This window comes from Sporosarcina obsidiansis (assembly GCF_009651005.1).
Lineage (GTDB): Bacteria > Bacillota > Bacilli > Bacillales_A > Planococcaceae > Sporosarcina > Sporosarcina obsidiansis.
Genome location: NZ_WHVW01000025.1, coordinates 1 through 14,053, shown reverse-complemented (window position 1 = coordinate 14,053; position 14,053 = coordinate 1). Strand labels below are relative to the sequence as shown.

Here is a 14,053-nt window from a genome sequence, read left to right as displayed (position 1 = left end):
TTGTTAATTGAAAGACGTAGCAAAGGAGATGAATTTGGATGTCTAAGTTTAAAACAGAAGAAGATGCACTGCAACATTATGATTCGAGCCAATATAGAACGCCGGATGGATATACAAGTGATATTGCAATATTTACATTAATCCCAAATGAGGAATCTGCAGATAAAAATGAAATAATCTCTACTCACTCACTAGCTTTGATGTTAATTAAGCGGGCAAAGCTCGATGCAGATGGTGAACCTAACATTGAGGGTGGAAAATGGGCTTTGCCTGGAGGGTTTATCCAACCTGAGGAAACAGCTTACGAAGCGGCTAAGCGCGAACTAAAAGAAGAGACTGGTGTTGACGGCATTCACATCGAACACTATGGCGTGTATGACAAATTAGGTAGAGATAAACGGGGATGGATCATATCAAATGCCCATTACGCAATTGTTCCTGAAGAAAGCATTGATAGTAGGGAAGCTGCTGATGACGCAGACGATGTTCAATTATTCACGATTGATAAAGTTTTTGCGTTAGATTTGGCTTTTGACCATTACCAAGTGATTCAAGATGCTTTGGAAGCCGTTCGAAAAGATGTGTTTCAAACAACGGTGGTTAAAAACTTTTTAACAGAAGAATTCAAGCTGGAGGATTTGCGCCAGGTGTTGCTTGCAATTATTAATGAACCTGTGGTGAATAGTAAGCCTGGGTTCTTTAGGAAAGCACCAAGGCTGCCTTTTATCGAAGAGGCATTAGACAAAAATCAAGTTCCTAAAACAGCAGAACCGACAAGCACTACAAAACGACCAACCAAATTATACCGATTTGTAGATGTGGACATTACCCCTTCGATTTGGCGCTGAATTTGTGAATGATGTATATACGTGAACTTGTGATTTTAATGAAATATGGATGCCTCTCTGTTGCAGGCAGTCAGGCGTCCAAAATTTATTGTAAATCAAAGAAACGGTTATGTTTATATTTTTCTGTATATCAATTAACAAATATTTAATTGTTAATTCAATAAAAAACTAAAGGAGAGTGTAAAAAATGAGGAAAATTAAATTTGAAGAAATCGTTGATGTGTCAAAGATAGGAAGTAAAAGTACGAAGGGTTTAAATGAATTGATGATTCTTGCAAATAAAGATAAAGTGACACCTTCAAGAGAAGATGTTGAAAAAGTGCTGTTCATAGGGATTGATTTTCAAGTTGACTTTATGGAAAACGGAGAACTGGGTGTGCCGAATTCCCATAAGGATGTGGAACGGATAACCAGGTTCCTCTATCAAAACTTAGAGAAGATAACGACGATTGCCTTATCGTTGGATACACATGAATTGCATCAACTATTCCATGCGAGTTGGTGGGTTGATGCAAAGGGAAATCATCCTGCTCCATTTACAGTCATCACTAGAGAAGATGTTGAACTAGGAAAATGGAAAGCTGTAGAAAAACAAAACGAAAGCTTGGCATACATTGTTCAGTTGGAGCGTTTAGGGAAAAAGCAATTGTTGATCTGGCCCTATCATTGCATTGAAGGAACATTTGGCGCTGCCTTAGAAGGCCAGTTTTCGAATATGGTCCACTTTCATTCCTTGATACGGCAGTCTAGGATACAAAAGATCGTAAAGGGGCAAGACCCATTAAGTGAAATGTACGGCATTATTAAACCGGAGTATGCCGAAGCAGACGGAACAAATTATGTGTTTCTTCATTCCTTACTCGCTTACGATAAAATCGTTATCGCCGGGGAAGCAAAATCTCACTGTGTATTAGAATCCGTTCGGCAGATAGTAGATTACTATGTAGATGAGCCTGAATTGCTATCAAAGATTTATTTGTTGGATGACTGCATGAGTCCCATCCCAGGATTCGAAGACTCAACAGAACATGCATGTAAAGAACTTCAAAATCATATGGGCATTCATATTGTGAAATCAACCGAATTCAAGTTGTGAAAATAAACAAAAGAAGCGGCAAGTTAAAGAGACGATGCCGCCACCTTATAAAGGAGGAAAAGTAAATGACTAAAAAATATCAAGACGTTGGGCTAGCACTACACACGAATTTGTATCAAATTAACATGGCTGAAACGTATTGGGAAGATAATATGCACGACAAACGAGCGGTGTTTGAACTTTATTTCCGCAAGTTACCTTTTGAAACGGGTTACGGGATTTTTGCAGGATTAGAACGGATCATTGAATTTATTAAAGCGTACTGTTTTACGGAAAGCGATATTGCATATTTACGTGAAGAATTGGGTTATGAGGAAGATTTCCTAGCCTATTTGCAAACGGTTCGTTTTAATGGAACGATTCGAGCAATGAAAGAAGGAGAATTGGTTTTCGCGAATGAACCGATTCTACAAGTGGAAGCCAGCTTGGCAGAAGCTCAGTTGATAGAGACAGCTCTTTTAAATATTGTAAATTACCAAACTCTCATTGCAACGAAAGCGGCTCGTATTAAGCAAGTGGCAGGAGAACAAGCGGTAATGGAATTTGGAACGCGACGTGCCCATGAATTTGATGCAGCGGTGTGGGGAACAAGAGCCGCGTATATTGCTGGATTTTCCGCGACAAGTAATGTGAGAGCTGGTAAGATGTTCGGCATTCCTGTGGCTGGAACACATGCACATTCTATGGTTCAGGCGTATCAAGATGAATACAAAGCATTCCATAAATATGCTCGTCGACATAAAGACTGTACGTTTTTAGTAGATACGTACGATACGTTACGATCTGGTCTGCCAATAGCGATTCAAGTAGCAAAAGAACTAGGAGATCGCATTAATTTTAATGCGATACGTTTAGATAGTGGCGACTTAGCTTACTTATCAAAAGAAGCTCGTAAAATGTTGGATAAAGAAGGATTCAAAAAAACAAAAATCGTCGCCTCAAACGACTTAGATGAAAAAACAATTATGAACTTAAAGGCGCAAGGAGCGAAAATCGATAGGTGGGGTGTCGGTACAAAAGTGATTACCGCGTTTGACCAACCTGCTCTAGGTGCTGTTTATAAATTAGTGGCGATTGAGGATGATTACGGAAATATGGTTGATACCATTAAAATATCTGGCAATCCAGAGAAAGTAACGACACCGGGATTAAAGAAAGTGTATCGCATTGTGAACACGGTGAATAATCGTGCCGAGGGTGATTATATTGTTATGGTGGATGAGAATCCGCAAGCAGAAGAGAAATTGAAAATGTTTCATCCAACTCATACGTTCATCTCGATGTTTGTGACGAACTTTGAAGCTATCGAATTACACCAAGACATTTTTGTAGAGGGAGATCTTGTATATGAGTCCCCATCTATACAAGAAATACAAGCATATGCTACAAACAATTTAAACCTCCTATGGGATGAATATAAGCGTACCTTGAATCCTGAACAGTATCCTGTGGATTTAAGTCAGAAATGTTGGGATAATAAAATGAGGAATATTCGTGAGGAACAAGAAAAAGTACAAAACCTTCATAACTAATGAAGGTTCAAGGCACAAGAAAACTGGGAATGTATAGGTGTAGGGGAAAGGGTGGAGAGCATAGCCACTAATAAGAAGTACTACGAAAATTACACTTTGGAGGAATGGATCATGATGCAAAAGACAGAACAACTAAAAGCACATCTTCAAGAGCTGAATCCTGGCAAAGACATCGAGAAAATGTTTGAAAAAGGCGTGAAAATAGGTGTCTACGGTTCTTCATTCGACCCTGTGACGAACGTTCATTTGTGGACAGCCTCAACAGTGGCACATCGTAAAAAATTGGACTATGTTATCTTTTTACCTTCATCGAATAAACGGTTAGATAAACAATTACAAACGCAAAACGAACACCGCATGGAAATTCTAAAGTTGGCAATCGCCAGTAATTCTAAGTTTATCCTAGACGATTATGAGTTAGATGTATTACCAGGTAAGCACTATACGTATTACACAATGGAGTATTTTAAAGAAACGTTCACTGATGCAGATCTTTATTTCATTATGGGTGCTGATTTGTTGGTAGATATCGGAAATGGAGAATGGCGATGGGCGGAAGAGTTGATTAGTCGCAATAAATTTATCGTGATGGCTAGAAACGGGATTGACATTCTGAGCACGATTTCGAAATCACCTATTTTGCGTAATCATGATGACGGTAGATTCCAATTGTTAGATAAAGGATTAGCAATGGAAATCAGTTCAACATATATTCGACAAGAATTTGCAATGGGGGGAGAACCGCAGTATTTATTACCAGGATCCTGCTATGAATACATTAAAAATAATGGTCTTTATCAAGAAGTAGTCCGCTGAAAATTTGAGGTAGATGGCTAAAAGAGGGAATGAGGAAGGGAAGATTACGTTTCATATCAATCAATCGTTTAATTTGAAAAACTTTGCTTCGGAGGTTTTACCTAACATAATAGGTGCAATAATTATTTTATATTGTATCTTGCTTCCATATTACATTGATCTTGTCATACTATAGTAGACCTTGGTTTAGTCTCCCTTTAATTTAGGCGTTTATTAATCTTTCCTGTTTTCTCTCCCTATAATAATTGAATTAAACTTAAGTGAAAATGACTATTTATTTAAGATACTGCTTACTCCTCTGTACTAAAAAAAGAAAAACCTCTAGAACATTGATGTAACAATATTCTAGAGGGGAACGATTAGTCAAGGCAACAGTTACTCTTTAAGTAATGCAAATTCGAACAAATATTTTTTCGAGCGACGGCACTTTTATTAGTTCTCTGGATCGTATAAGTTGGAGCTAATATAGATGTATGGACACAAGTTAGTTAAGTCTCTATCCTAAAAATAGAGAGGACGTGTCCGGAATGAAACAAAAACGCTATAACCAAGAATTTAAACAAACAATTGTCGAACTCTACAGATCTGGCACATCTGCGAGTGATCTCAGCAGCGAATATGGTGTATCTGAAGTGACGATTTGTAAATGGATCAAAGCTCTTTCTCTAATTGAAGACAGCGGTGGTTTGTCGCCAGCTGAAATTGCGGAATTTCAAAAGGAAAATCTTCGCCTTCAACAAGAGGTAGACATCCTAAAAAAGGCTATGACTATAATCGCGAAAAAGTAACTGACCAAGAGATGATTAACCACATCGAACAGGAGAAAGAAAACTTTCCCATTCAAGTACTGTGCGAAGTGCTTAAAGTGCCTAGAAGTACGTATTACCAGTCATTCCATAAAGTGAAGACAACGCACGCCACCGAGTACAGAAATTAAAAAATTTGAACTGTGATTAGGTTTGAAAAATAAAAAATGAACAAAGACACAACTAGTAATTATTCGCTAGTTGCGCCTTTTTGTTAGTAAACACTTCGATTATCTTCCCGTAAGCAAAGAATTGCTGTCAGGCTTGCAATTTCAATCTATTAATAATATGATTCGTTAATTCTGTTGTGGAAGCGGTACCGCCAATATCGGGGGTTTTGATCCCGTCTTGTAATACTTCTTCAATGGTATCTAATAATAGCGTACCTAGCTCTCTTTCTCCTAAGTGATCAAGCATCATTTTACCTGTCCAGATTTGTCCGATAGGGTTAGCAATTCCTTTACCGACGATATCTGGAGCAGAGCCATGGACGGGTTCAAACATGGATGGGAATTTCCCGTTAATATTAATATTTGCGGCAGGGGCAATCCCGATGCTTCCCATAATAGATGCCCCGATATCGGTTAAAATATCACCAAACAAATTACTTGCAACGATGACATCTAGCGTGTGTGGCTTTGAAACAAGGAATGCACTTAAAGCATCAATATGTATGGATTGCGTTTGAATCTCATCATATTTAGTAGACACATCTTGAAACACCTCATCCCAGAAAGGCATCGAATGAACAATTCCATTTGACTTTGTTGCACTTGTAACATGGCCTTTTCTTGTGTTCGCTAGTTCAAATGCATATTTCATCACTCGGGAAGTCCCTTTTCTTGTAAATACTGCGTTTTGAATCGCTATTTCATCCTCGCCAGAGTGTATTCTCCCTCCAACCTCACTATATTCTCCTTCGCTATTTTCCCGTACCACGATGAAGTCAAATTCGTTAGGATTGACAAGAGGAGAGGTAATTCCCTTCATCTGTTTTGCAGGTCGCACGTTGATGACTTGCTCGAACCCCCTTCGAATAGTAACAAGTAAGCCCCAGAGAGAGATGTGATCCGCAACAAGCTTTGGATCTCCCACAGCTCCTAGAAAAACGGCATCACTCTGTTCTAATTGCTTTAGTCCATCTGCTGGCATCATCACACCATGTTCTAAGTAATACTTACAGCTCCACGGATATTCTTTGTATTCAAAATGAAGACCGCCATGAATCTCAGAAAGAGTATCTAAAACCCTGAGTGTTTCAGTCATGACTTCAGTTCCTATTCCATCCCCTGGAATTACGGATATTTCACACTTTTTCATTTTCCCGTCCTCCTAAATACTATTGAAGAGAGTAGCTCTCGTATCTTCTTGTTCTATTATTTTAAGAATGCACTTCGAATCTCTTGTTTTGTAGCACCAGATGCCAACAAAATGGCTAATTTTATTCTAGCCTTTTTACTGTCATAATCTTTTCCTATTAATACCCCTTTATTCGTTAGATCATAAACGCTGCCTGGGAAATCATATACATGACGAACTTCTCCTTCTCCTGTTTTAGTTGTTAGTACAACGATTAAACCTAGATTGCAGGCTTCTTCAATTGCTTCAACCATTTTAGGTGACACATGACCTCTTCCAGAACCTTCAAGAATTATTCCGCTTGTTCCAGTTGAAATGGATGTCTTAATAAATCGATCATCGGCCCCTAAGTAGAATGGAATAATATCAATAACTGGCAAATCATATTTCTGAGAATACACCTCTCGATGAAGTGGTTTTTGGTGCATTGACACAATGTCTTGATCCACAGTTCCCAAGTAACCATATCCTTCAGAAGCAAATCCGGCCACATTAGACGCATGAACTTTCTTGACATATCTAGCTGAAAAAAGACGCTCGTTAAACAGAACTACTGTACCAAAGTCATTAAGATCTTCACATGCTGCAGCTAATATAGACTGGCGAATATTCATCATTGCGTCTGTACCAAGCTCAAATGGTCCTCTTTGTGATCCAGTTACGACAATTGGTTTATCATTTGCGATGGTCAAATCTAAATAATATGCAGTTTCCTCTAACGTATCTGTACCATGAGTGATAACCACTCCATCAACCTGCGGATCAGCTAATAGTTCTTCAACCCTTGTCTTCAAGTGCGATAATTCTTCAGCATCCATTTGATTACTAGGAAGTTGAAAAATAGATTCAACCGTCAAATTGATTTCGCTTGGAAGTTTACACATACTTGCAAGCTCTTCACCTGTCATTGCTCCTGAGGAGAGTAACCCTGTATCAGGGTTTATTTTGCTTGCAATCGTTCCACCGGTAGTTACTAATATAATTCTTTTCATATCTAATACCTCTTTTCCAAAAAATCTGAGGAGAAAGTTTTTTGTCTACCTCTAAAGATGATCGTTAGTAAATAGAAGTTCTGCCTTCAACTTGACTCAGTAGAAGTCCTTTGCTTCTAAACATGAAATAGCAGATTAAGCGCCCACTTCGTTCAACTTATTTTTTGCTTGCCGTTGACCTGGTTTAACAAAGAACATAGCTACCATTCCAATAATCGCTGCAATAGCTGCTGCTACAAACATAGAAGAGTATCCATAACTTACAACTAAGAATCCGGTTAAAATAGGTGCAATAATAGTTGCAGTGTTTGTGATAAAATGCGTAATTCCGCCAAATGTACCTGCACGGCTAGGTTCTGTATCAAGAATCACGGACCAATACACAGAGTTTGGAAGTGAATTAAAAGCATTCCCGATACACATTAAGACCATAACTCCGACAATCGTGTCTGCAGTGGGGATTAATATGAAACATGTGGCTGTTAATAGTAAAGAAACGATGGCTAGTCCTGATCTTGCGATACGAAGATTTCCTGTTTTCATTCGTAAATAGTCTGAAATCTTTCCTCCAAGCAATACAGTAAAACAAGCACCAATCCAAGGAATCATTCCTAAATACCAAAGAGAAGATAATTGAAAACCGAATTGATCTTGTAAGTATTTTGGTGTCCATGTAAGGAGTAGGAAGTTAATATATTGGAAAGCAAAATAACCTAGAGCATTAAAAACAAGTGTTGGATTTTTGAAAAAGTGATACCATTTTACCGAATCATCATGTTCACCAACTATTGTTTCATTTGGTAATAAATCCTCGACAGAACGGATTTTTTTAAGTTCTTCCTTCGATACTTTCGGATTTTGTTCCGGTAAATCTGTAAACATTTTTGACCATATAATTACCCATACAATTCCCAAGCCACCAAGAATAATAAACATAACCTTCCAGCTTGTTACAGACAAAAGTGCCACTGCTACAGGAGCCGTTAGCATAGCGCCTAGTGGCGTTCCTAAAAGGCCTAGAGACACAGCGAATCCGCGTTCTTTCGGTGTAGCCCAGTTAGCATTTGTTTTATTGATTGTTGAAAAAGTCGGTCCTTCTGCAAAGCCAAATAGTATACGGATGATGGCAAAGCCAGTTAGGGCAGAACCACCAAATAGTGCTAAACCGATATCCCCGGCAAAAGCAGTGGCAATGACAAAAACGGACCAGCCAATCCCGATAATCATCCAAACAAATTTTGGTCCTTTTTTATCAGCAAGCATACCTCCCAAGAGAGAGCCAAATAAATAACCAAATCCAAAATAACCAAGTACAGCTCCCCAAGAAATAGGATCAAATCCATACTCGCCAATAATGTCTTGTTGAGCATACGAAATGGCACCTCTATCGATATAGTTAATGATCACCATCAGCACCATCATCAACATAATTTGATAACGATAATTTTTCTTCATCTTAAACACCTAACCTTTCCTAACTTTCAGATATAATTTTTCACATAAACAAAACAGAGAGGCAAATACGAAGCTCTCAGTAATTACTAAAACAATTGTTTGAAAAATACCGAAAATAGTGCTATTTTGAAGTCGTATTTGCTAAAGGCTATCTTCGAAAATGTCCACATTCGGCCCAAGCAGACCATGTAGAGTAGAAGTTTCTACATGCATGTCAATATTTTCTGCTCCTCAATAATTAACAAATTTCACCTTTCTCAAAGGTACACAGGAAATAGTACAAGTCTTTTCTGAAATAGCATCTCTATGACAGTGAAATACTATTAGTATTTATCAACCTCCATGTTGTCACACTTTGTAGTAAATAAAGGACGTCGTTATTTACTAATGCAAAATCCATGCCAAAAAAAATAAAAAGAGCATATTCCCTATTCCACAGGGAAAATATCCTCTTTTTGATTACAATAAATGTGAAACTCTAAATTTTAAATATGCTTACGTGCATAAGTTTACATAGAATTTTAACGAATATGCGAAAGAATCAATCATTATTCTTGGTTTACAAGTAAAATAATGATTATGCTTATTTGCATAATCATTATGCGTAATTGCATAGTCATTTTACTTGATACCAATATTTTTCAACTTTCTGCTCACTGTAGACTGATTCACCTGTAACACTTCGGCAATTTTTACAGTTGTTCGATATTTCTTTTTAGCTAAAACCAGAAGCTGATATTCAACCAAGTCAATTGCTTCCTTAATTGGAATGATATCAGTAACCTGCACTGCTGGTAGGGTCTTACTTTCTAAAAGGAAATCCGGAAGTTGCTCTACGTCTATAGTTGAAGCGTCAGCAGTTACGACGAGCCGTTCTATCATATTTTGAAGTTCTCTTACATTACCAGCCCAATGATATGATTGGAATAGATCCAGCACAGTTGGTGAAAAGGTCTTGTATGTTTTAAATTTCTCATTAAACTTCTGTGTAAAGTGCAGTGTAAGAGAAAGAATATCATCTTTTCTTTCTCTTAAAGGGGGAATTAAAAGTGGCACAACATTGAGACGATAATACAAATCTTCCCGAAAATTACCTTTTTTCATTTCTTCTTGCAGTTCCCGGTTAGTAGCCGCAATAATTCGCACATTGACTGATATAGGCTTGGTACCGCCAATGCGCGTAAACTCCATTTCCTGTAACACTCGTAGCAATTTCACCTGAAGAGCAAGAGGAATTTCCCCAATTTCGTCAAGGAATAAAGTTCCTCCGTTGGCTAATTCAAATAATCCAGGTTTCCCCGTTTTCGATGCACCTGTAAAAGCGCCTTTTTCATAACCAAATAGCTCCGATTCCAGCAAGTTTTCAGGGATTGCACCACAATTCACTTTAATGAAAGGTTTATCGTTTCTTTCACTTTTACTATGAATGTAGGATGCGATTACTTCTTTACCTACACCTGATTCTCCTTGTATGAGAATGGTAGAGTCAACTTCTGCTACCTTTCTAGCTAGCGTCACGACACCCTCCATCTTTTCGCTTTTAAAAATCATTTTCTCATTTCCAATACCTAATTCATTTAACTGACTCAATTGTTGCTTGTAACCTTCCATTAACAGCTTCATTTCTTCTAACTCCATGCGAAGGTGACTTTCACCTGTAATATCACGTGAAGCGTTAACAACACGAATAATATTTCCTTTTTCGTCCTTAATGGGCGTACCAATACAAACTAATCTACGACCTTCTTTTGTCGTTTGGAATAGCTGAACTTTCTTTTTTTTCTCTAGTACTTGTCGTGTAACAGAGGGGGTGAAAACACCTATTTCCTCAAGCTTATAGATACTTTTTCCAATAAGATCCTCTGCTCTATACCCCCAAAGTTGCTCACACGCAGAGCTCACATGTAAGGTCATACCTGTTCCATCTGAAACATAAATAACATCGTAAAAGGCATCAAAAATCGCTTGGAGATCGGCTGAAAGATTCATAAATAAATCTAAACTTAAAGCGATTTTTTCAATTTCCTTTGTAGTCCAATATATTTGCATGGCCCCTACAGATCGATCATCTTGCATAACATTAGTTTGAATAAAAGCGCCTTTACCATTCTCTGTAACTTTCATAATAACTTCTTTGTTTTCAACGTTTAGAAGTGTATTAAGTTGACAACCAGGGTATAAATCGTCCAGTTTACTACTAATCGATTCTTCCAAATTTATACCGTGTACTTTCAAAGCTTGATCATTAAAGAAACTTATTTTTCCGAATTTATCGATCGCAGAAATCTCATTTGGTATTGAAGATAAAAGAGATTTTAAATAGAGAGCTTCTTCTTTAAAATGCTGATAAAGATATAAAATAAGCTCTTCTCGCTTGAGACACCCTATAATTCTCTTGTTTTCATCTGCAACAACAATAATGCTGTAATCTTTCCATGACTCTTCTTCATACAATTGGTCAATTGATATAAAGGCAGTGGCTAAAATTTTTTCGGGATTGTCTAAAGTTATGGCCCCAATTACTTGTCCAAGCGGGTCGTTAACCAGTATTATATCCATTTCTTTGAAGAGTTCTTTTCCTAAAGAATTCTTCCATTCATTAAAAGGTATAATCACAAACTTATTTATTAGGATTGAATCAATATGCAAGAAATACACCCCATTAACTTTTAATATATGTGTTGAAATCATAATCAGAGGTCTAAGAATAAAAAAGAGATACCTCCCAAATTGATAAATCGGTAGGAACTGAAAAATGCGGTCTACTGGAATTAAGTGCGATACTTGAGGTAGAAAAGAAGAAAACCTATAACGACATCGTATCGAATGGAGGAATCGTTAACATCTTACCATATCCGAACATGCAAAAATAAAAGTGTACCTTGAACTTGGCTACTCCATTCGGGCGATTGCCAAATTAACTGGACGACATCCTTCCAAGCTTTCAAGAGAACTGGCTCGACAAACTAAATACAACGCTGAATCAGCACAACACCAGTATGAAGCTCACAAATCATGGCACAAAGTCAAAATACACCCCTGAGCTGAAAGAGACCATCCAACAGAAATGCTTATTCTTTTTGCCAAAAGAGTTAACAGAATTTGCAATGGCGCAGACTTTTTACATAATTTCCGACTGGGTAGCAGAAAAGTCCGACATGTGCAAATTTCCTTTTAACAGATTCTAGCTCACACCTCGATATATAATTGCTGGAATGTCGTTAATTCCAGTTCTTGATTTTCTATGTAGTTGGCGAGAACCATCAATGGTTTTACGTTTAGCTTTGCACCGAATGATATTCCACCGTTAATTTAAACTTCTTCTTCGTTTTTTACATGAAGAGACACACCTTTCTTATAAGATAATAACAACTATATATTACAATACCTGTGTATGGTATATAAATAATTTGACGTTTTATTAATAATTATTGTTTATTAATCCACGCTGTTGTTGATTTTTGAGTAACGTGATAAATTAAAATAGGGGGGTATTGCATATTAATGTTGACATCTGACATAGTTTATATGAATATATGACCATATGTTCATATAAGAAAATATAAATTGTATGATTGGAGGAAAATTGCTATGAATGATGAAAAAAATATAGAGCAGACAGTAGAAAAGAATGTGCAACAGTTGGACGGAGAAACGCTATTCGTCGTTTCGCAAACGTTCAAGGCGTTGAGTGATCCGACGAGAATCCGAATTTTAAACTTATTGTGTAAAGAGGAATATTCAGTTAATGATATTGCCGAAACGCTTAATTTAAGTCAATCATCCGTCTCTCATCAACTGCGTTTTTTGAAAAACTTGCGTTTAGTAAAGTTTCGAAGAGAGGGAACGACGATTTACTATTCGGAGGACGATCATCATGTAATGAATCTCTTGAAGCAGGCGATTGAGCACGCGTCACATAATTAATAATAAGGAGGGGTATAAAAATGGGGCATGACCACAGTCACGACCATACGCATGGAGCGAATAAAAAAGTTTTATTGATTTCTTTTCTAATCATTACATCTTATATGCTTGTCGAAGCAGTAGGAGGATTTTTGACGAATAGTCTTGCTCTTTTGGCAGACGCAGGTCATATGCTAAGCGATTCGATTTCGTTGGCAATCGCACTATTGGCATTTAAATTAGGGGAAAAGGTAGCAAGTAAAAGTAAGACCTTCGGATACAAACGATTTGAAGTGTTGGCAGCGGTAATAAATGGTGTAACATTGATCGCCATCTCTTTATATATTTTTTATGAAGCAATTATGCGTTTTCCAAATCCCCCTGAAGTTGCGACGACAGGGATGTTGATCGTTTCGAGTATTGGATTAGCGGTAAATGTTCTCGTCGCTTGGATTATGCTACGTTCAGCAGACGTGGAAGAGAACTTAAATATGAAGGGAGCTTACCTCCATGTCATTAGCGACATGTTGGGATCTATTGGGGCAATTGCTGCAGCATTGTTTATGATGTTCTTCGGCTGGGGGTGGGCAGATCCGTTAGCAAGTGTCATCGTAGCAATTCTTGTCTTACGCAGCGGTTACTATGTAACCAAGTCAGGACTGCATGTTTTGATGGAAGGTACACCGCAAAACGTGGAAATAAATGAGGTTATTCAAACCATTCGAAATGTCAAAGGGGTGCAAAGTGTTCATGATTTACATGTTTGGTCCATTACGAGCGGATTAAATGCACTCTCCTGCCATGCGGTGGTAGATGAACGGATGACAATAGCAGCAAGTGAACAATTGCTTCGTAATTTCGAACACGATCTATTGCATCAAAACATACACCATGTAACTATTCAATTGGAATCGTCAGCCCACCAACACGACGACTCAATTTTGTGTCAGGTGAAAGTCCAACCAGCCGATGGACATCAACATCATTAAGACAACAAGCGACTGGCACCTCTCTGCAATAATAGCCTGAGTTAAAGAGAGCCTCTCTCGATTTCATGAGTGTGGTTTGATGTGTAGGGGGAAGGTACCTATAGGTGAAAGGGCTTTGAAAACCAGAAACAATAAAGTGCGAGATCTTCATTACCATTGATATTCTTGAATAGGAATATATAAAGCAAGGAAAACAGATAGTTTATTTGTGAATTACGGATTCTTTGGCGGCTTTGGGGTACTGAATAATTGGA

At 37.8% G+C, this 14,053-nt stretch carries 12 protein-coding genes and 1 pseudogene; 8 read left to right on the top strand and 5 right to left on the bottom strand.

All coding sequences use genetic code 11. The features are described from left to right. Positions 1-38: 38 nt before the first annotated feature. The 5 genes from GD002_RS15560 to GD002_RS15540 all read left to right on the top strand — a co-directional run bounded on the left by GD002_RS15560 (position 39) and on the right by GD002_RS15540 (position 5,080). Positions 39-848: an NUDIX domain-containing protein gene (locus tag GD002_RS15560; protein WP_153733286.1), complete on the top strand. Its 810-nt coding sequence runs from the start codon at positions 39-41 to the stop codon at positions 846-848. Between the two features lie 187 nt (positions 849-1,035). Continuing rightward, complete coding sequence (locus GD002_RS15555) at positions 1,036-1,944, top strand: cysteine hydrolase family protein (RefSeq protein ID WP_153733285.1); 909 nt, start codon at positions 1,036-1,038, stop codon at positions 1,942-1,944. 65 nt (positions 1,945-2,009) lie between these two features. Further along, positions 2,010-3,476, top strand: coding sequence for a nicotinate phosphoribosyltransferase (locus GD002_RS15550; protein ID WP_153733284.1), 1,467 nt, complete (start codon positions 2,010-2,012; stop codon positions 3,474-3,476). Positions 3,477-3,656: 180 nt separating this feature from the next. Continuing rightward, a complete protein-coding gene (gene nadD / locus GD002_RS15545; protein WP_228548401.1) occupies positions 3,657-4,292 on the top strand; it encodes a nicotinate (nicotinamide) nucleotide adenylyltransferase in 636 nt (211 codons plus the stop codon). A 527-nt stretch (positions 4,293-4,819) separates the two neighbouring features. Next, positions 4,820-5,080 carry a transposase gene (locus tag GD002_RS15540; protein ID WP_153733283.1) on the top strand — a complete coding sequence of 87 codons (261 nt, stop codon included), beginning with the start codon at positions 4,820-4,822 and terminating at the stop codon, positions 5,078-5,080. Between the two features lie 276 nt (positions 5,081-5,356). Here GD002_RS15540 and GD002_RS15535 read toward each other — a convergent pair whose 3' ends face one another. The 4 genes from GD002_RS15535 to GD002_RS15520 all read right to left on the bottom strand — a co-directional run bounded on the left by GD002_RS15535 (position 5,357) and on the right by GD002_RS15520 (position 11,553). Then, positions 5,357-6,418 (bottom strand): tartrate dehydrogenase, encoded by a 1,062-nt coding sequence (locus tag GD002_RS15535; protein WP_153733282.1) that lies wholly within the window; start codon positions 6,416-6,418, stop codon positions 5,357-5,359. Positions 6,419-6,474: 56 nt separating this feature from the next. Further along, positions 6,475-7,449, bottom strand: a complete 975-nt coding sequence (locus GD002_RS15530) for an asparaginase (RefSeq protein WP_153733281.1) — start codon at positions 7,447-7,449, stop codon at positions 6,475-6,477. A 135-nt stretch (positions 7,450-7,584) separates the two neighbouring features. Further along, entirely contained in the window at positions 7,585-8,904 is a 1,320-nt protein-coding gene (locus GD002_RS15525; protein WP_153733280.1) for an MFS transporter, read from the bottom strand. A gap of 621 nt (positions 8,905-9,525) precedes the next feature. Then, positions 9,526-11,553 carry a sigma 54-interacting transcriptional regulator gene (locus tag GD002_RS15520; protein WP_228548400.1) on the bottom strand — a complete coding sequence of 676 codons (2,028 nt, stop codon included), beginning with the start codon at positions 11,551-11,553 and terminating at the stop codon, positions 9,526-9,528. A 226-nt stretch (positions 11,554-11,779) separates the two neighbouring features. Here GD002_RS15520 and GD002_RS15515 point away from each other — a divergent pair, with 226 nt between their 5' ends. After that, positions 11,780-11,947, top strand: coding sequence for a helix-turn-helix domain-containing protein (locus GD002_RS15515; protein WP_194841638.1), 168 nt, complete (start codon positions 11,780-11,782; stop codon positions 11,945-11,947). A 52-nt stretch (positions 11,948-11,999) separates the two neighbouring features. Here the strand turns inward: GD002_RS15515 and GD002_RS18235 are convergent. Next, positions 12,000-12,216: pseudogene (locus tag GD002_RS18235) on the bottom strand (nitrite reductase); the annotation flags it as partial. Between the two features lie 279 nt (positions 12,217-12,495). Here GD002_RS18235 and GD002_RS15510 point away from each other — a divergent pair. Both GD002_RS15510 and GD002_RS15505 read left to right on the top strand, forming a co-directional pair. Continuing rightward, complete coding sequence (locus GD002_RS15510) at positions 12,496-12,831, top strand: ArsR/SmtB family transcription factor (protein ID WP_153733278.1); 336 nt, start codon at positions 12,496-12,498, stop codon at positions 12,829-12,831. 20 nt (positions 12,832-12,851) lie between these two features. Then, positions 12,852-13,799: a cation diffusion facilitator family transporter gene (locus GD002_RS15505; protein ID WP_153733277.1), complete on the top strand. Its 948-nt coding sequence runs from the start codon at positions 12,852-12,854 to the stop codon at positions 13,797-13,799. Positions 13,800-14,053: the final 254 nt, after the last annotated feature.

Coding starts and splice junctions, on each gene's coding strand:
- GD002_RS15555 (WP_153733285.1), top strand. CDS start 1,036: ATGAGGAAAATTAAATTTGAAGAAATCGTTGATGTGTCAAAGATAGGA.
- nadD (WP_228548401.1), top strand. CDS start 3,657: ATGTTTGAAAAAGGCGTGAAAATAGGTGTCTACGGTTCTTCATTCGAC.
- GD002_RS15530 (WP_153733281.1), bottom strand. CDS start 7,449: ATGAAAAGAATTATATTAGTAACTACCGGTGGAACGATTGCAAGCAAA.
- GD002_RS15510 (WP_153733278.1), top strand. CDS start 12,496: ATGAATGATGAAAAAAATATAGAGCAGACAGTAGAAAAGAATGTGCAA.
- GD002_RS15505 (WP_153733277.1), top strand. CDS start 12,852: ATGGGGCATGACCACAGTCACGACCATACGCATGGAGCGAATAAAAAA.
- GD002_RS15560 (WP_153733286.1), top strand. CDS start 39: ATGTCTAAGTTTAAAACAGAAGAAGATGCACTGCAACATTATGATTCG.
- GD002_RS15535 (WP_153733282.1), bottom strand. CDS start 6,418: ATGAAAAAGTGTGAAATATCCGTAATTCCAGGGGATGGAATAGGAACT.
- GD002_RS15550 (WP_153733284.1), top strand. CDS start 2,010: ATGACTAAAAAATATCAAGACGTTGGGCTAGCACTACACACGAATTTG.
- GD002_RS15525 (WP_153733280.1), bottom strand. CDS start 8,904: ATGAAGAAAAATTATCGTTATCAAATTATGTTGATGATGGTGCTGATG.
- GD002_RS15540 (WP_153733283.1), top strand. CDS start 4,820: ATGAAACAAAAACGCTATAACCAAGAATTTAAACAAACAATTGTCGAA.